This is a genomic window from Streptomyces sp. NPDC004629 (assembly GCF_042873595.1).
Classification (GTDB): Bacteria; Actinomycetota; Actinomycetes; order Streptomycetales; family Streptomycetaceae; genus Streptomyces.
This window is the reverse complement of sequence record NZ_JBIALO010000043.1, coordinates 1-16,737: the sequence shown is the minus strand read 5'-3', so window position 1 is coordinate 16,737 and position 16,737 is coordinate 1. Positions and strand designations below refer to the sequence as shown.

The window sequence follows — 16,737 nt, the reverse complement described above, 5'->3', positions numbered from 1 at the left end:
GACGGGGGCGGGGCACCGTACCGCATCCGCATCCGGGTCGCCGTCGTGGCGGCGACGATGTCAGGGCGCGCCGGAACTCGGTGCGGATGACCGAGACGCCGCGGTGGAGGCGGCGGCGCCTGCGGACACCCGTGGCCGGGTCGGCGTCCGGCCGGAACGCCGACTCGACGTCTGCCGTCGTCAGGCTCCCGGGGTGGCGGTGGGGCCTCCCGGAGGCCAGCCTGCTCCGACGCCGGCTTCGGTCTGGACGGGCTCGTCGTCGAATTCGGCGGGGCGCGGCGTTCGGGCGGCGTCCCGGCGGGTCGGCAGGACACGCGGCCGAGGGGACAGAGCGCGTACGTTCCGGGTCAGCCAGGTGACCACGGCCACCGTGAGGCCGAGGCCGAGCAGCAGCCAGGAGACCGTGCGCAGGGTGGCCGTGAGGGCGTCGTAGACGGCGCCGGCGGCCGGCTGGGGGACGTCGGCGGGCAGGTCGGCGAGGGTGAGACGGCGGCCGATGGCGAGGGCGACGCCGAGCAGGGCGCCGCCGAGGGCCGTGCCGAGCGCGGTCGCGGTGATCGCACGACGGCGGTGGACGGCGAGGGCGATGCCCGCGACGGCGAAGACGACGGCCGCCACGGGGAGCCAGAAGCCGGCGACTTCGAGCACGTGGTATCCCTTCCGGAGCGGAGCCAGTTCGTGGGCGGGCAGGACGGCGAACGTGGTGTGCTCGACCGGGATCCGGTCGGCGAGCGGCATGTGGTCCTCGGCGAGTTGGCGTTTGACCTGGGCGGTGACGGGCGCGAGGTCGACGGTGACCGGCTGTTCGAGCAGGTCGTCCTCGGCGTCCTCGTCGCGCAGCGCGCGCAGTACGGCGTCGTGGGTGGCGCGGTTGCCCTCCTCCCAGGCGAGACGGAAGGCGCGGGTCTGGGTGAAGGAGTGCACCGCGTCGTGCACAAAGGGCCCGACGGCGCCCCGCACCGGGCTGACATCGAACTTCTGGTCGACCTCGCGCATGATTCCGGCCCCGACGGTGTCCGCGACCGCGTCACGCACGTCCGGGTCGGCGGCGAGCGGCGCCATCGTCGTGACGTACCGGCCGGTGTCGGTGAGACCGTACGCCGCCCAGGCCGCCAGCGCACCGAACGGCACGAGGAAGCAGGACAGGCCGATCAGCGCCACCGACAGGGCGCTCCTGAGACGTGGGGGCACCCTCCCAGGCAACGGCCTCCGGCCCCGAACGGCGACCGTTGTGCCTGCAATCGGGTGGAACACGGACCGTGTCGAACCCGCCACCGCCACCAGACGCCCACCACCAACGGCCCCGTCGTTGGGCCCCGACGGCGGCACCGCCCCGCACGCGGCGACGGTCCCGATCGGGTCGGCGCTCCCGGGCCGCGACGCGCCGCCGCGGCTTCGGGAGCGGTTCCGGTCGCAGCCCGGCCCTGGCGGAGCCACACTGACCCGGCGCCGGCACTGAGCCCCGCTCTGTGGTGGTCCTGGGCGTGGTGGCGTGCGGCGGTCTCGGCTGTGGTTCCCGCCCGGCGGGGGCCTGCACCTCGCATGTCCGTTTCGGCCCCGCGCCGGAGGCGGGGTCAGCGGATGCGGTGGCCCTCTGCGTCCTCGTGGGTGTAGTAGCGGTAGAAGATCACGATGAAGATGACCGCGGCGATGGCCAGTGACATGCCGGTGGAGCGCAGCGCGGACTCCCCGGACTGGCTGTACAGGAAGCCGAACGCGATGCCGCCGAACGCGGTCCACAGCAGCGCGTGCACCTCCCGCCGCATCCGCGGGGCCAGCGCCTGCACGCCCAGGTACACCAGGACGAACACCAGCGCGGTCAGGAAGCCGAACAGCAGGTTCGAGCCGGTGATGGGCCCGCCGTCCCGCCGGTTGGCCGCGGCCCAGTAGCCGTAGAGCAGCCCGAGCAGGACGGGGAACGCCAGCCGGGCCACGGCGTGGGTGCGCTCGTCGAAGACGTCGGGTGTCCGGCCCTCGCGGGGCATGCCCTTGGACGCGGGTGCCGCATGAGCCATGAGAGCACTCCTCTCCCTCTTCGCCCCCGGGTTTCGCCCCGGGCTTCCAGCGCACACCTGGGCCGGGGGCCTGGCAAGTCGTACGGGCCGGGTGCCCGGATGCGGCCGGTGCGCACCCATGCTTGTCTGAGGTCCATGAAGGGCGGGCCGCACGCCGTGAGCGGTGACGACGACGCCCCGCCGCGGCAACCGCTGCGGATCCGCGGGCTCGGCGTGGCGTGGGTGGTGCCGCTCCTGCTGCTCGGGCTGATCGTCGTGGTCGACATCAACACCACCGAGAAGTTCCGCATCATCTCCTGGATCGTCCTCGTGCCCGGCACGGCCGCCGCGATCTGCGGGGTGTGGACCACGGCCGGGTTCGCGGTGCTCTCGCTGCTGGCGTACATCCTTGTGGACGCCGCCTGGCCGAGCCACTACCAGGCGGGCCTGCCCGACTTCGTCCTGATCGCCCTCGGCGGGGTCCTCGCCACCCTGGCGTGCGCGGTCCGGCTGCGCACCGAACGCCTCATGCTGCACATGCGGGACGCCGTCGACACGACCCGCCGCACCGTGCTGCGTCAGCTGCCGCCGGCCTGGGCCGGCCTGGAGAACGCGGCCGTCTATCTGTCCGCGGACACGGACGCCCGGGTCGGCGGCGACTTCTACGACATCCAGCCCGGCCCCTACGGCCCGCGCGTCTTCGTCGGCGATGTGCAGGGCAAGGGCCTGGGCGCGGTGGCCACGGCCGTCGCACTGCTCGGCACCTTCCGGGAGGCCGCCTACCACGAGCGGGACCTCGCGGCCGTGGCCGCCCTCCTGGAGACCCGGATGCTGCGCCACCGCCGGTACACGGCCGGCCTCGGCCGCAAGGAGGGTGACCGGTTCGCCACCGCCGTGCTGGTCGGCTTCCCCGTCCGTGAGTCGGGCTTCGTGGAGATCGTCAACTTCGGTCATGAACCGCCGATTGCGGTCGCCCCCGGCGGGGTGCGGCTGCTCCCGCCCGGCGACGATCTGCCGCTCGGCATGGGCGAGTTCGCGGACGGACCGCCGCGGGCGCACCGGGTGGCGCTGGGCGCCGGGGAGACCCTGCTGCTCGTCACCGACGGGGTGACCGAGGCCAGGGACGGGACCGGGATGTTCTATCCGCTGGCGAAGGAGGTGACCCGGGCGGTGGCCGCGGACCCGCGCACGGCCGAGCCGGCGCGGCTGGTGGCCGTGGTGCGGGGCGGCACGCTCCGCCACACCGGCGGTCATCTCGCGGACGACACCACGGTTTTCGCGGTACGACGGGTGATGGGCTGGACTCCCGCCCAGATTCCCGTACGGGGACGTTTGCCGTCCTGAGGCCCTTCTGCGCAGCAGCAGCGGTTACCGTGCTGCCCTAGGTGATCGACAGGGGAGGGACGATGCCCGGAACCGTGCTGCTGCTCGCGGCCTCGCCGATGGGTCGGGGGCGCCTGGTCGACGCGGCGTCCGTGCTCCCCGTCCTCGCGGCCGTCGCACCCGATGTGCTCGCGGGCACGGACACCGCCAACGTGGTCGAACTCGCCGATCCGCTGGAGCCGCAGGCCGTGCTGACCCGGCTGCGCGCCGCCGCGGCGGCCCCCGGCCCGCTGACCGTGTTCGTCACCGGCCAGCTCCAGCTCGACCGGCGCCAGCGCCTGCCGCATCTGGCGCTGGCTCGCACCACCGCGGCGACCGTTCGCTACACCGCCTTCCCCTGGCACTGGATCCGCGAGGAGCTGCGGCTGCGCCCGTCCGGCGCGACCACCCTCGTCGTCGATCTGCACGCGGACGCCGAAACCTGGCAGCACCTGCGCACCACACCGCTCGACTCGGGCCGCAACAACCCGGTCTACGGCCGGATAGCGCCGCCCCCGGCCCGCCGCGCCATCGCCGTGCCGTCGTACATGAAGGCGGTGGCGACGGTGCTGCGCAGCGGGCACCGGCCGCCGCTTGAGCAGCTGCACCAGCAGGTGGTGGCCCGGCTGGGCGAGGAGGCGGCCGGCAACATCCTGCTGGCCGCGCCCGCCCCGGCGGGCGATGATCCGCACGCCGCGATCGCCGCCGCCGTACAGGCCGGCCGGCACGCCGAGGCGGACGCACTGGCCGCGCGCTGGGAGCAGGCCGCGGTGCGCGCGCACGGCCCGGGTTCCGAGGGCGCGCTGCACTGGGCCGAGGTCCGCGCGGACCTCGCGATGTTCGCGGGCGACGCGGTGCGCAGCTGCCGCACCTGGCTGACCGTGGCCGGGGCCCGGCTGGCCGTCGGGCAGCCCGCCGACGCGCCCGCGGTGGAGGCGGCCGTGGACCGGGCCCACCACCAGTGGGGCCGCATCGCCGACGCGGCCCACGCCCGGGAACTCGGCCCCGCCCTCGCGGACCTGCGCCATCGCGTCCCGGGCCGCAGACAGGGCGCCCTGGACCATGTCCGGCAGCATCTGCGGGAGTTGCAGACCCAGGGCTGACCGCCCGGTCCGTCAGCTGGTGAAGGTGAAGTACTTCCAGGCGCCGTGCGTGGTCGAGTTCACGGTGTCACCGGAGCCGCCGTTGACGTAGGAGGAGCGGGCCCTGAAGCGCCAGCCGGTGTCGTGGGTGCCCTCCAGCCGTACCTGGGACACGCCCGCGGAGCTGAGCGCGAAGTAGTCCGTGCCGATGTCGTACCAGTGGCCGCTGTAGTACAGCTGGAACGTGAGCCGCTGCTTGCGGCCCGGGTAGGCCGACATCGTGGTGGTGAACAGCGGGTCCTTGGACTTGCGGAAGAAGGAGTACGTGTGGCCCCACGTGCTCTTCGTCTTGTAGTGGCCGCTGACCGACGTGGACACCTTCACCCGGGCGCCGACCGTGCTGGCCACGGTCCGCGGCTGGTAGCGGGCGTCGCCCGCGAACTTCGCCGTGACCTTGGTGTCCCGCTTGAGGTCCAGGGTGACGGACAGGTTCCCGCTGGAATTGACCGTGCCGGACTTCACCAGCTTGTTCGGCTTGTCCCCGCCGAACGGGTCGGCCCAGATCTCCACCTTGCGGTTCTTGTACGTCGTGCCGAGATGCGCCGTGAACTTCACGTCGGCGCCGTACGCATACACCTTGCCGTTGTTGGTGAGGGTCAGCGCCGGCTTGACACGGGAGACGTCGACGGAGTCGCTGCCCGAGCCTGCCGCGTGCCCGGCGTCACCGGCGTATGTCACCTTGTAGGTGACCTTGCCGCCGACCGTCGGGGTGTCGGTGAAGGAGTACGTGCCGTCGCCCTTCACCGTCGCCGGGGGCAGCTGTCTGCCACTCGGGGACTCCAGGTCGGTGCGGGTCACCGTCAGCGGGGACCCGGCCGGGAGCGGCACCCTTGAGGTGACCTTGCCCTTGACGGTGAGCTTCTTGGCGCGGGGCGCGGTGGCGGGGGCGTCGACCTTGACAGCTGTGGCCGCCTTGGTGGGGCTGGTCAGCACGCGCAGGGAGAAGACGTCGTTGCTGTTGGACGTCACCGCGAACAGGCGGGAGGCGTCCGTGGTCCAGGCGAGGCCGGAGTCGGCGAGCACGTCGGAGCCGGTCGTGTCGCCCGTGTTCGGGAAGTCGTACTCGTGCACCGCCGTGGTGTCGCCGGGCCGGTAGATGTAGACGTCCGGGTCGTACCAGCCGTCGATGCCCGCCGCGACCGTGCCGTCGGGGGCGATGGCCACGGCGTTCGGGTACGCGTTGCTGGCGTAGCTGCCGTTCGGAGTGAGGTCGGCCGTCTTGAACACCGGGTGGTGGTACGGGGATCCGCTGGCCGTGATGACGTTCTGGCCGTCCGGTGTGACCGCGACGTCCCGGATGAACGAGCCCGCGGTGGTGGCGGCGAGCCGCACGGGGGCGCCCGTGGTGACGTCGTACGAGACCAGCGAGGACGGGCTGCTGTCGGTCTCGCCGGCCAGCAGCACGCCCGAGTCCGGGGCCGCGTCCAGGATCGGCGCCCCGTACCAGGAGCGCGTCGCCTGCCCCAGCGTGATCACGGGCTGCTCGCCCGTCAGGTCCACCGAGCCGAGGTCGCCGTAGCCCGAGGCGCCGTAGCCGAACCAGATCCGGCCGCCGGCCACGGCGACGCTTCGCGGCTGGTCGCCCACGGCGTAGCGGGCGGACTCGGTGCCGGTCGCGGTGTCCACGGCCACGATCGCGTCGTCGCCGCCGACCGCCGCGTACAGCGTCGCCGAGTCGGCCGACAGCTCCAGGCCGGCGACGCCCGGCAGGGCGGTCAGCTGCTGCACGACGGTCCCGCTGTAGGTGGTGACGACGATCTTTCCGCCGGTCGGATCGCTGACGAAGACCCGCTGGTGGGCGGAGTCCACCACGATGTCGCCGGCCGACCTGACCGGCAGGATCCTGGTGGAATCGGCGTACGCCGGAGTGGTGGCGGCGAGCGCCGCCGAACTGAACAGGACCGCCAGGGCGGTGGCGGCGGGAAGGGTGCGCATACGCACGCTGATTCGAACCCCCCGGAACGAAGAGATGTGGACGCCACGTGCCGGCTCTTGTGGTCAGTCTGTGAGCCAGGTGTGGCGTGTGTGTGAAGACTAGGGCCCGACGACTAGGTCATGCCACCGACAAAAGGGCCGGTGCCGCCAAGCCGAGGGCGCGGACGCCGGGTCCGACCGTCGAGGTGGTCACCGTTCTGTTCCTCCACGGGTTGTCCCGTGTGGATCCTCGCCGGTGTGGGCGGCGTTTCGGGGCGTGGGGGTGCGCTGGGCGGTGGCGTAGCGGCCCGGGGGGAGGCCCGTCGAGCGGCGGAAGGCGTTGCTGAAGGCGCTCGCTGATCCGTATCCCACGGCATGGGCGATGCCGGTGAGCGTCTGGTCGCCGCGGCGGAGAGCGTCCTTGGCCAGCGCCATGCGCCAGGCCAGCAGATATTCCATCGGTGTGGTGCCGACCCGTTCCGAGAAGCGTTCCGCGAACACCGAGCGCGACATGTGCGCCGTCGCCGCCAGCTCGGCCACGGTCCACGGACGGCGGACTTCGGCGTGCATGGCATGCAGAGCGGCTGAGACCTGTGGGTCGGCCAAGCCGCTGAGCAGACCCTCGGAACGGATCTCCGGTCCCGAAGGGCCATGGCCGCGCAGTGCCTCGACGAGCATCACCTCGACCAGGCGCGGGAGGACGTAGCCGGCGCCGGGACGATCTGAAGCCGCCTCATCGCCGATCAGGTCGAGGAGATGCGAGATGCGTCCGGTGCCGGGGTCGGCGCCTCGGCAATGGATCCTGCCCGGGATCAGGGCGCGCAGGAGGTGGGCATTGGTTGCGTCGATCAGGAAGTGGCCACCGACCAGTTGGCAGGTGCGCCCGGCTCCGGCGCCGACGGTGACCGCCTTGTCGGGGGCTTGAGCCATCAGCATCTCACCGTCTACGGGTGCGGTGTCCGGGTCGCTGGAGAAGGTGAAGGCGGCCTGCGGCCCGGAGAGCAGGAGAAAGTCTCCCTGGGCCAGTTCGAGTGCGGGGCCGCAGCCGAGGAGAAGGCAGTGGCCCCGCGTCACCGTCCCGAAGGTGATGTCGCTATTGGCGGGGAATCGGATCGCCCATCGGTCGGCGCCTTCGATCCGTTTCCACAGGACCGCATGAGGGCGTATAAGGCGCATCAGGTCAGCCAGAGGGTCAGCCATGTCGGACACTCGCTCATCATCGACGGACGATTGATGATAGACAGTCCCGCGGTGCCGCCGCACCCTGGAGACATGACTGATCAACAGCGCAAGACGGTTCTGGTGACGGGCGGCTCCTCCGGTTTCGGCAGGGCGGCGCTCGCGTCGTTCCTGGCACAGGGGTGGAACGTGGCCGCCACCGCGCGGCAGCCGAGTGCCCAAGGGCAGCAGGGACCCGCCGACAACCTCCTGGTCTGTGCCATGGACGTACGGGACGCCGACTCCGTCGCCGCCGCGGTCGAGCGGGCGGTCGAGCGGTTCGGCCGGCTGGACTGCGTGGTCAACAACGCGGGAGCCGGGCTGCTCTCGGTCTTCGAGGCCACACCCATGACGGCCGTGCGGGAACTGTTCGAGACCAATGTCTTCGGCATGATGCGGGTCACGCACGCGGTTCTGCCGTACTTCGCGGCGCAGGGCGAGGGCCGTGTGGTCAATGTGTCCTCAGGCTCCGGCATCGTGCCCGAGCCGCTCATGTCGGTCTATGCCGCGACCAAGTTCGCCGTCGAGGGCTTCACCGAATCCCTCCGCTACGAACTCGCCATCCGCAATGTCGTGGTCAAGCTCGTCGAGCCCGGCCTGGTGCCGGACACCAACTTCGTACAGCGCACGGCCGAGACCTCCCGAGCAGTGCCCGTCCCACCCGCCTACGAAGGCTACGTACGCCGCATCGTGGCCCGATTCCAGGAGGATTCTCCGTACCGGCTGGCAACGGAAGGCACGGTGGCCGACGCCATCGTCACCGCCGCGTCGGACAACACGACGCACCTTCGCTACGTGGTCGGCGAGGACACCGAGGTGGCGGCTTCGATGCGACGGGAGACCTCGGAGAAGGACTACAACAACTGGGCGCTTTCGACGTACACCGCTGGATGACAACGCAAGGCCATTCAGTCGCGGCTCACTTGCTCGCCGGCGTGATGATTCACGGGGACCGACATGGCGAGCGCGTTGTCGACGCCGTGGACGACGACGCCGGGCCACACCGAGCCGGTACGCCGCAGCAGCAGGGCGTCGACGACGCCGACCACGAACGCGACGGGCAGCACCGGATCGAGGCCGCGCCCGATCGCAAAAACCACGCCGCCGACGAGCACACTGACCAGCCTCTTCCCCGACCGCGTCGATCTGCCCGCGGCGAAAACGGCCCTCCACCGGCTCGCCCAGCGCATCGTCTCCTGACCGCCCGGCTCCCGGCGGCTTGCCCGCAGCGCGGTGGCCCGTGGCCGGCTCATCGAGTGGCGCGCGCCCCTCTATATCGAGGCGGCCCTCTATTTCGAGGCGCCCCTCTATGCCGAGGCGGCCTGACCCGGTCTCTCAGGCCGAGGCAGGCACGTTCGGCATCGGGCGGCTCGGAGAGTCCAGCCAGGTGCGTTGCCCCTCGGGGGTCACGGTCACACCGAAGCGATCCCGGCCGGGTCGGTCGTTGTCCAGGTACAGCTCGTGTGCGGCTTCCACCGCGTCCCACAGCAGCCGGGGCCCGGCCTGCCGCGCCTTGCCGTGCTCCGCGCGTGCCCACGCGCCGTCAGCGCCCCACAGCTCCACGGCCGTCACGCTGCCGTCCTCGGCGCGCTCGAAAGCGAACGCGGTGTCAGGGGCGACGAGGGACTGGACGAAGCGGAACGCCTCGTCTTCGGCGACGGTGGCCAGGTCCAGGCCGGTGAGTCGGCCGCTCGTCTCCTCCGGCCTGCCGGGGTGGGCCGGGGCGCCGGTGGTGCCCGCGTCGCGCACGGTCATGAAGTAGGAGGCGGCGGGAAGGAACCGGCCCTCGGCGCTGCCGTCGTCGGCCACGACCAGTCGCACCGTGCCCCAGCCGAGGGGGCACACGATCAGGCCGGCTGGCCGTACCTGCTCCAGCCACACCGCCGGGATCGTGCTGAAACCGCAGGTGGCGATGAGCCGGTCGTACGGTGCCCGGTCCGGGTACCCCTCGCGGCCGTCCCCGGCCCGGACGAGCGGGGTGTAGCCGCTGCGCCGCAGCCGCGACCCGGCCAGCCGCGCCAGCACGGGGTCGACCTCGACGGTGACGACCTGGTGACTGCCCAGCCGCTCCGACAGCAGCGCCGCGTTGTAGCCGGTGCCGGTCGCGATCTCCAGCACTCGGTGTCCATCGGAGACATCGAGGGCCTGGAGCATGACGAGCATCAGCCCCGGAGCCGTCGAGGACGAGGTGGCCACGCTGTTCGTGAGCTGCGTCGCCAGCGCGTCATCTGTGTACACCAGGTCGAGCCAGTCCGGATCCGCGGACGTCACGCGCCGCTGCTCGCCGCCTGCGAGGGTCCAGAACTCCGGCACGAACGGGTGGCGCGGAACGGTCTCGAACACCTTGCGCCACGCCGGGTCGGTGAGCCGGCCGCCGGCCTCCAGGTCGTCGGCGAGCGCCGCGCGCAGCTCGGCGGCACGCTCCTCGGTGTGCATGGTCATGGTCGTCCCCTGGCGAGTAGGCCGGCGATGTGCGCGGCGATGGGCAGGCCCGTGCGGTTCTGGATCCAGGACCACTCTCCGGACGGGTTGCACTCGAACATCACCCAGACGCCGGCGGGGGTGACGGCGAAGTCGAACGCGCCGAAGTCGAGCCGGAAGTGCTCCAGCCAGCCAAGCACGCCCGCACGTACGTCGTTCGGTACCTTGCCCACGTCGTAGGTGAGTGCGTCGTAGTCGCTACGCCAGTCCACCCGGGCCGCGTCGCTGCCCGCGTGGATCTCCGCGGCGAACATCTCCGTCCCCACGACGGTCAGCCGCACCTCGTGGCTCTTGGCGATCCACTCCTGGAACAGGTGCGCCGTCAGCGACACGGAGTCGTCGATGGTGTCGGGGTCGACCAGGTGGGTCGGGACTCCGGTGCGGCGGCCGTCCGGGTGCTCCAGCGGGCCGCCCATGAGCGGCTTGCAGACCACCCGGCCGCCCACCGCGTGGCAGAACTTCCGGGCAGCCTCCGGGTCCGTCGTGATCAGGGAGCGAGGGGTGTGGAGCCCGTGCGCCGCGGCCACCGGGAGCTGTCCCGGCTTGTGGGAGGCCATGCCGTCGACCTCCGGCCGGTTCACCCAGGTCACCGGCAGCGCGTACAGCATGCCGAGGAGGCCGGCCAGGGCCTGTTCGTTGGCCCACGTGTGGTGAGGCTCCGCCAGTTGCTCGCACACGGCGGGAAGGCGGGGCCGCCTGTAGTAGACGGCCCTCACCTCCTCCAGCCGCACGGAGCGGTACTCGTCGGCCAGGACCCCCGACCAGGGTGCTGCGACATGCTCGACGGACAGGGCCATGGACCGGGGGAAGTCCCCCATGTCGAACCGCATCACCGGCACGCGCCGGATCGTCAGCTCGTCCACCACCAGGTCCGCCGCGGGGTCCAGTTCCTTGGTGACGACCAGCACCGGGCCGCCGGACAGGAGCTTGGTCACCGCATCAGGTACGGGTCGGCCGTGTCGTCGTTCTTGCTGTCCCAGTTCGTGTTCGTGCAACTCCCGGCGAGATACGTGGACCGGCTCCACAGGGCCCCGGAGCCGTCGGTCAGCACGTTGACCTGCCGAGCCGGGTCGTACGCGAACGAGCCCGCCTCCAGGGTCACGGTGTACGGGGTGCGTTCGGCGCGGGCGCCGAACGGGACGAGCGTTGCCGTAGGCATGTCTGCCTCCTCCTCGCGATGGTGCTCGGACTGTTCCGTGTCTCGCCCGGCGCGGGTGCGTCGGACGAGGGCCTTGCGGGCCGCTCCGCCCCCGGTAGGGGAGCCGTTGCGGGGACCTGCCAGGAGTACAGCTCAACAGTTCGACCAGGGACAGGAGTTGGGCGTAGTCCCGGTGTAGGCCCGCGCCACGCGCAGTACGCTTCCGGTCACGCAGGATGATGGGATGGCCCTCGTGGACGACCTGATCCGCCACCCGCTCGCCCACGCCCGGACCGGGCGCGGATGGACCCAGCCCGAACTCGCCCGCCGGGTGCGGACGGCCGCCTTGCGGCGCGGACTTCGCTCCGGCGTGGACCGGCAGCGGATCTGGAACTGGGAGAACAACCGGGCCACCCCCGATGACGACTCCCAGATGCTCCTCGCCGACGTGTTCGAGATCGACCAGCGCCTCGTTGCCCCCCTCGGCTGGCCCCACTGGCTGCCCGGACGCGACAGCTCGATACCTCTCGGGCCCAACAGCACCGTTCCCGCACTTCGAGAGGCTCTGCGAACTTCCATGGACCGCCGTACCTTCCTGACCTACAGCTCCGCCGCACTGGTCGGCATCGCCCACCAGTGGGCGTCCACCGAACCGCAGGCCCTGGCCGCCGCCCTGGACGGCAAGCCCGTCGACGCCGAACTCGTCGACCTGCTGGAAGCCACCGGGCAGAAACTCACCGGCCTCGTCACCGAACAGCGCCAGCACACGCGCACGCTCCTCGACGCCCACCTGACGACCGTCACCGACCTGATCGACGGCGGCACCTACACCCAACCCGTCGGTCAGCGCCTGCACACCCTGGCGGCACGCATGTCTTCCACCGTCGGCTGGCACCGCTTCGACCAGGGCAAGCACGCCGCGGCCGGCCGCTTCTGGCACGGAGCCCTGCACAGCGCCCACGCCTCCGGAGACCGAGACCTCGGCGCCGGCATCATGTCGGACCTCGCCTACCAGGCCACCTGGCTGAAGGATCCGAAGACCGCCACGGAGATCCTGGAAAGCGCCGTCCTGCGCACGGAACACCCCGCCGCTCGCTCGCTGCTGCACCTGCGCCTCGCCCGTGCCCAGGCCGCGCTCGGCGAGGCACACCATTGCCGCCGCTCATTGGCCACAGCCGAACAAGAGCTGGCGCGAACCGCGGGCGAACCGCCGGCATGGTGCGCGTGGATCTCGCCCGCCGACCTGTTGGTGGACTCCGGGCAATGCCTGCTCGATCTCGGCGATCCCGAGCGCGCCCGCACGTTGATCGAGGAGGGCACGGCTCTGCTCCCCGGCGCCCGAGACAAGACCAGGGCCGTGTTCCTCAGCTACGAGGCCGGCAGTTTCCTCCGGACAGGCGAAGCCGACCAGGCCGCAGCTGCCGCGATGCAGTCGCTGACCCTGGCCCAGAAGATCGGCGCCCCACGCTGCGTAGCCCTCGTACGCGACCTCGCGCCCGGATTCAAGCAGTACGCCGGTGCAGACGGGGTCGACGATCTCCTGGAGCGTGTCCACGCAAGCTGAGCCCGTCTCCTCCGGCGGTGCTGTGCATGAAGGCGGGATGGTGGGCTTCGGTTCAGGCGTTAGGGCCTTGCTGTCCGGGAAGGTGAGCGTCGCGGTGTCGGGGGCGCGGGTCGGCTTCGGGAGGCCGTGCGCGTCACGCCGTCGCCTGCCCGGCGCAGCAGTGCGGTGGGGAGGAAGAGCGCGTCGGCGGCGATCATCGCCAACGCGAAGAAGGGGAGGCCGAGCAGGATCCCGATGCCCGCGTGCATGGACATCATGATCGCGACCATGACGGTTCTCAGGCGGCTGTTGAAAAGCGTGAAGGGGAAGGCGACTTCGACGATCACCGTGCCGTAGGTCAGTAGCAGGACGATCAGACTGCTACTGGCGACGGCGTGGGACACAGCGGGCCACGGGGTGACGTCGTCGAGGTGCAGCACGTAGTAGAGCGCCGTTCCGTCCTGCCAGAGGGAGCCTTGGATCTTGTACCAGCCGGAAGCGGCATAGATGAGGCACACCTGGGCCGCGATCACGAACATCGCGCCCGCGTGCACCACGTTGCCGACCATTTCCATGACGGCGCGGGGCTCCCCGGGGCGATGGCGTCGCACCAGCCACCACGCCAGTTGCGCGAGGACGAAACCCCAGAGCAACAGCGCCCAGCCGGCGTCCGGTTTGCCCAGCCCGGTGACCAGGGCGAGCACGGCGGTGAGGACAACCCACAGCACGATCCCGACCATGTCCCGGCCACCGTCGCGGCCGTGTGCGGCACGTCGCGCGTCCAGCGACCAGACCCGGCCGCAGCGGGTGAACACCAGGTAGATCGCCATGAGGTGGAGGACGTTGTCGCCGCCGTCCCCCATGAAGGGGTTGCGGTTCTGGAGCGCCAGCACGCCGATCATGAAGAGCAGCGAGGCGGTGCGGGTCCGCCACCCGAGGAGCAGCATCACCGACGCGGCGATCGCCGCCACGTAGACGATCTCGAACCACCATCGGCTGTCCTGCCACATGAGCACGGTGAACGCCTGGTTCGTCGCGTTCCATTCGCGGGCCATGGCCCAGTTCCACGGGCTGTCCACCCCGTACAGCTCGTCACGGTGCACCCACTCGCGCAGCAGCAGGGCGAGCCAGGTGAAGGAGAAGCCGATGCGAGCGACGGCCGACTGGTACGGCGCGATGGCATCGCCGGTGATACGCGCGACACCTCGCCTGACAGCGGCGCCGATGCGACGCGACGGCCGGGCGGACGGGGACGGGGACGGGGACGGTGGAGAGTGTGCGGTCACTTGAAGTCCTCCGCCGTGACGGGCCACCACGGTTGGACCTCATAGCCGGTCCGCGTGTCGGCCTGCTGACCACTCCACGGGGGCTCTCCCACCGGTGTGTTGGCCGAGCGCACCTGGATGAGCCGCACGGTGCCGCCGTTGACCTCCGGTCCCAGACGATGGGCGGCGATGCGCAGCACGTACTGCCGCATCAGCTCCCCGTACAGGCCGACCGGACGTCCCTCGGTGTCGAGCGAGTCGGCGAAGTTGGCCCAGGCGTGCGGAAGTTCGTCCTGGTGCGCGTGGCTGGGGAGGGGATGGTGCACGATCCGCTTCTGATCCATCGCGGTCAGGTCCACCCAGCCGGTGTCGGTGAGACGTCCGTCTGGCATCTGGACTTTCGTGCGAGCCTGCACATGGGTGTTCACCGATTGCGGATTGGGGGCGAACAGCTGCCATTCCTGTACGAGTTCGGGGGAGACGTACTTGTCGATGTTCGCGGCGTGCCGCTGGGAGAAGGAGTTCGAGGGGGCGTTGTAGAGGAAGAGCATGGCCAGGTGCGCGGTGGCCGCGACCACGACACCCACCACCGTGAGCGCGATGATGCTCACCGACACAGAGGAGAGACCGAGCTTACGGCTCGCCCTGTCGACATGCTCCAAAGACGATCCGGTGCGGTGGCCCACGCTTCCCGCAGCTTCTCCGGTCGGCGCGCGCCTGTCACTTCTGGGCCGCATGCCTCACCCCACGTTGCCCCGGGACGTTGCCTTGCGCGCCGCATTGCGCGTTGCCCTGGACGCGGACGGGGGCGCGTCACCTGGAACTCCGCTCGCCGCGTCATCCCGCCGGCGAACAGAAGGCTGGAAGCGCCCCGTCCCTTCATCGTCCCTCGGGTTCGCCGGAGTGTCGACCGGGGACGGACAGGCCGCGGCCTACGGTGCCGACAAGAAGGTCAGGGCCCCCGCGACCAGGGTTTGGGTGCCGGGGGCGATCGTGGAGAGGTCCGGGGCGAAGTGGGGGCTGTGGTTGCTGGGGACCGACTGGAACTTCTCCGAGAAGTCCGTGCCGGGTGCCTGCTCCCAGACCTCCGCCGGGGTGGTCGTCACGAACCAGTACGCGTACGGGATCGAGCCGAGCGCCAGCCGGCCGAAGTCCTCGCTGCCCATCGCCGGGCCCGGGTCGAAGACCCGCTCAGGGCCGAACATCTCCCCGTGCACGGCGGCGACCCTGCGGTCGGTCTCCGCGTCGTTCACCGTGACCGGGAAGCTGTCCCCCAGCGTCACCTCGGGCTCCCGCGGGCAGCCTGCGGCCACGCACTCCCCGTGCGCGATGCGCCGGATCGCGGCCAGCATCCGCTCCCGTACCTCCTCCGACTGGGTCCGCAGGTTCAGGGCGATGCGCGCCTCGGACGGGATGATGTTGTGCCGGGCGCCCGCCTCGATACGGCCGACGGTCAGCACGGCCTGCTCCCGCGCGGCGATCTCCCGCGAGACCACGCTCTGGAGCCGGGTGACGAGGTAGGCGGCCGTCACCACCGGGTCGACCGTCGTCTCGGGCCGCGAGCCGTGCCCGCCGCGCCCGTGCACCACGATGTCGACGTCCGTCGCGGCGGACAGCACCAGCCCCGGCACATGCGGGTACAGGCCCGCGAGACCCGGTGCCGCGTGCTGGCCCAGCAGTACGTCGGGCCGGGGGAAGCGGTCGTACAGGCCGTCGGCGAGCATGCCCGCGGCGCCCTGCCCGTTCTCCTCCGCGGGCTGCCCCAGTACCAGCAGCGTCCCCGTCCACGTCTCCCGGCCCGCGGCCAGCGCGGCGGCGGCACCGGCCAGCCAGGTGACGTGCAGATCGTGACCGCAGGCGTGCATGACGCCGTCCGTCCGGGACGCGTACGGCAGTCCGGTCTCCTCCTGGACGGGAAGCGCGTCCATGTCGGCCCTGAGCAGTACGGTCGGCCCGTCGCCGTTGCGCAGTACGCCGACGACCCCGGTGCCGCCGATTCCCTCAGCCGTCTCGTACCCAGCCGCGCGTAGCCGCTCCGCGAGCTTGCCGGCGGTCCGGTGCTCGCGCCGGGACAACTCCGGGTGCCTGTGCAGATCCCGGTAGAAGTCCTCCAGGTCGGGGACGGGAAGGTCGGCGGTCAGGTCCAGGGCAGTGCGGGCGGCGGGGGTCACAACAGCAGCGTAGGTCGGTTCTGTGGTTTCCCCCACCTGACCGGAATGGCTCGGTTACGCTCCGCTACACGGTGCACATCCGCGAACTCGGGTGAATGCCTGGGAGAGGTGCACGCTGTGCTTCTGGGCGGGTAGCCGAACCAGGTGTCGGCCAGCCCGGTTCGGCCGAGTTGTTCGATCGTTCCTCGGGCTTGCGCGGACGGCGTTCAGGGCGCCGCGCCGGTCACCGGTGGCGGCCAGGACTCGCGAGCCGACGGCTGCTGCGAGCGCTGCGGCGCTGGGTGTGTTCCCGGCCTGCGGCGGGCGCGTGCGGCGAGGTCGGCGGCGGTGCGCGGGGCGCCGTAGTTCAGCGGGACCACGGCGTGGGTCCCAGACGGCCCCGAATTCTGGCCAGTGGCGGTCCACTCCGACCAGGGGCCAACGTCGATCGTTTAGGCGGCTCGGTCAAGGTGTGAGTGTGTTGCCGATGCTGTGTCAGGTTGCGTGAGTTGGCGGTTCGTCGCGGCGCC

General features: G+C 71.4%; 15 protein-coding genes. 4 read left to right on the top strand and 11 right to left on the bottom strand.

Going from position 1 to position 16,737, the window contains the following annotated elements; all coding sequences use genetic code 11:
- Positions 1-180 precede the first annotated feature (180 nt).
- Together ACFYTE_RS38390 and ACFYTE_RS38385 are read right to left on the bottom strand one after the other, a co-directional pair.
- The gene (locus tag ACFYTE_RS38390; RefSeq protein WP_388721025.1) at positions 181-1,191 is read right to left on the bottom strand and encodes a hypothetical protein; all 1,011 of its coding nucleotides are present in this window, start codon (positions 1,189-1,191) and stop codon (positions 181-183) included.
- Positions 1,192-1,574: 383 nt separating this feature from the next.
- Positions 1,575-2,015: a hypothetical protein gene (locus tag ACFYTE_RS38385; protein ID WP_388721022.1), complete on the bottom strand. Its 441-nt coding sequence runs from the start codon at positions 2,013-2,015 to the stop codon at positions 1,575-1,577.
- A 135-nt stretch (positions 2,016-2,150) separates the two neighbouring features.
- On the opposite strand from ACFYTE_RS38385, the gene ACFYTE_RS38380 reads away from it, so the two are divergent.
- Together ACFYTE_RS38380 and ACFYTE_RS38375 are read left to right on the top strand one after the other, a co-directional pair.
- Positions 2,151-3,338, top strand: a complete 1,188-nt coding sequence (locus ACFYTE_RS38380) for a PP2C family protein-serine/threonine phosphatase (RefSeq protein WP_388721019.1) — start codon at positions 2,151-2,153, stop codon at positions 3,336-3,338.
- A gap of 62 nt (positions 3,339-3,400) precedes the next feature.
- Positions 3,401-4,459 (top strand): hypothetical protein, encoded by a 1,059-nt coding sequence (locus ACFYTE_RS38375; RefSeq protein WP_388721016.1) that lies wholly within the window; start codon positions 3,401-3,403, stop codon positions 4,457-4,459.
- Positions 4,460-4,471: 12 nt separating this feature from the next.
- Here the strand turns inward: ACFYTE_RS38375 and ACFYTE_RS38370 are convergent, their stop codons facing one another.
- The gene (locus tag ACFYTE_RS38370) at positions 4,472-6,439 is read right to left on the bottom strand and encodes an Ig-like domain repeat protein (RefSeq protein WP_388721013.1); all 1,968 of its coding nucleotides are present in this window, start codon (positions 6,437-6,439) and stop codon (positions 4,472-4,474) included.
- Positions 6,440-6,622: 183 nt separating this feature from the next.
- Entirely contained in the window at positions 6,623-7,696 is a 1,074-nt protein-coding gene (locus ACFYTE_RS38365) for an AraC family transcriptional regulator (protein ID WP_388721010.1), read from the bottom strand.
- Between ACFYTE_RS38365 and ACFYTE_RS38360 the strand changes: the two genes are divergently transcribed.
- A complete protein-coding gene (locus ACFYTE_RS38360; RefSeq protein ID WP_388721008.1) occupies positions 7,685-8,524 on the top strand; it encodes an SDR family oxidoreductase in 840 nt (279 codons plus the stop codon). The two genes, ACFYTE_RS38365 and ACFYTE_RS38360, sit on opposite strands and share 12 nt — an antisense overlap.
- A 14-nt stretch (positions 8,525-8,538) precedes the next feature.
- Here the strand turns inward: ACFYTE_RS38360 and ACFYTE_RS38355 are convergent, their stop codons facing one another.
- From ACFYTE_RS38355 to tgmA, 4 genes are all read right to left on the bottom strand, one after another.
- Positions 8,539-8,820, bottom strand: a complete 282-nt coding sequence (locus ACFYTE_RS38355; protein ID WP_388721130.1) for a type II CAAX prenyl endopeptidase Rce1 family protein — start codon at positions 8,818-8,820, stop codon at positions 8,539-8,541.
- A gap of 145 nt (positions 8,821-8,965) precedes the next feature.
- Positions 8,966-10,072: a protein-L-isoaspartate(D-aspartate) O-methyltransferase gene (locus ACFYTE_RS38350; RefSeq protein ID WP_388721006.1), complete on the bottom strand. Its 1,107-nt coding sequence runs from the start codon at positions 10,070-10,072 to the stop codon at positions 8,966-8,968.
- Positions 10,069-11,046: an ATP-grasp ribosomal peptide maturase gene (gene tgmB / locus ACFYTE_RS38345; RefSeq protein ID WP_388721003.1), complete on the bottom strand. Its 978-nt coding sequence runs from the start codon at positions 11,044-11,046 to the stop codon at positions 10,069-10,071. Before tgmB ends, ACFYTE_RS38350 begins: the two co-directional genes overlap by 4 nt.
- Positions 11,043-11,270: a putative ATP-grasp-modified RiPP gene (gene tgmA / locus ACFYTE_RS38340; protein ID WP_388721000.1), complete on the bottom strand. Its 228-nt coding sequence runs from the start codon at positions 11,268-11,270 to the stop codon at positions 11,043-11,045. Before tgmA ends, tgmB begins: the two co-directional genes overlap by 4 nt.
- 223 nt (positions 11,271-11,493) lie before the next feature.
- Here tgmA and ACFYTE_RS38335 point away from each other — a divergent pair, with 223 nt between their 5' ends.
- Entirely contained in the window at positions 11,494-12,813 is a 1,320-nt protein-coding gene (locus ACFYTE_RS38335; RefSeq protein WP_388720997.1) for an XRE family transcriptional regulator, read from the top strand.
- 59 nt (positions 12,814-12,872) lie between these two features.
- Here ACFYTE_RS38335 and ACFYTE_RS38330 read toward each other — a convergent pair whose 3' ends face one another.
- The 3 genes from ACFYTE_RS38330 to ACFYTE_RS38320 form a co-directional block, all read right to left on the bottom strand.
- A complete protein-coding gene (locus tag ACFYTE_RS38330; RefSeq protein WP_388720994.1) occupies positions 12,873-14,078 on the bottom strand; it encodes an HTTM domain-containing protein in 1,206 nt (401 codons plus the stop codon).
- A complete protein-coding gene (locus ACFYTE_RS38325; RefSeq protein WP_388720991.1) occupies positions 14,075-14,668 on the bottom strand; it encodes a DUF5819 family protein in 594 nt (197 codons plus the stop codon). The genes ACFYTE_RS38330 and ACFYTE_RS38325 overlap by 4 nt, the downstream gene beginning before the upstream one ends.
- Positions 14,669-14,989: 321 nt before the next feature.
- The gene (locus ACFYTE_RS38320; RefSeq protein WP_388720988.1) at positions 14,990-16,228 is read right to left on the bottom strand and encodes an amidohydrolase; all 1,239 of its coding nucleotides are present in this window, start codon (positions 16,226-16,228) and stop codon (positions 14,990-14,992) included.
- Positions 16,229-16,737 lie beyond the last annotated feature (509 nt).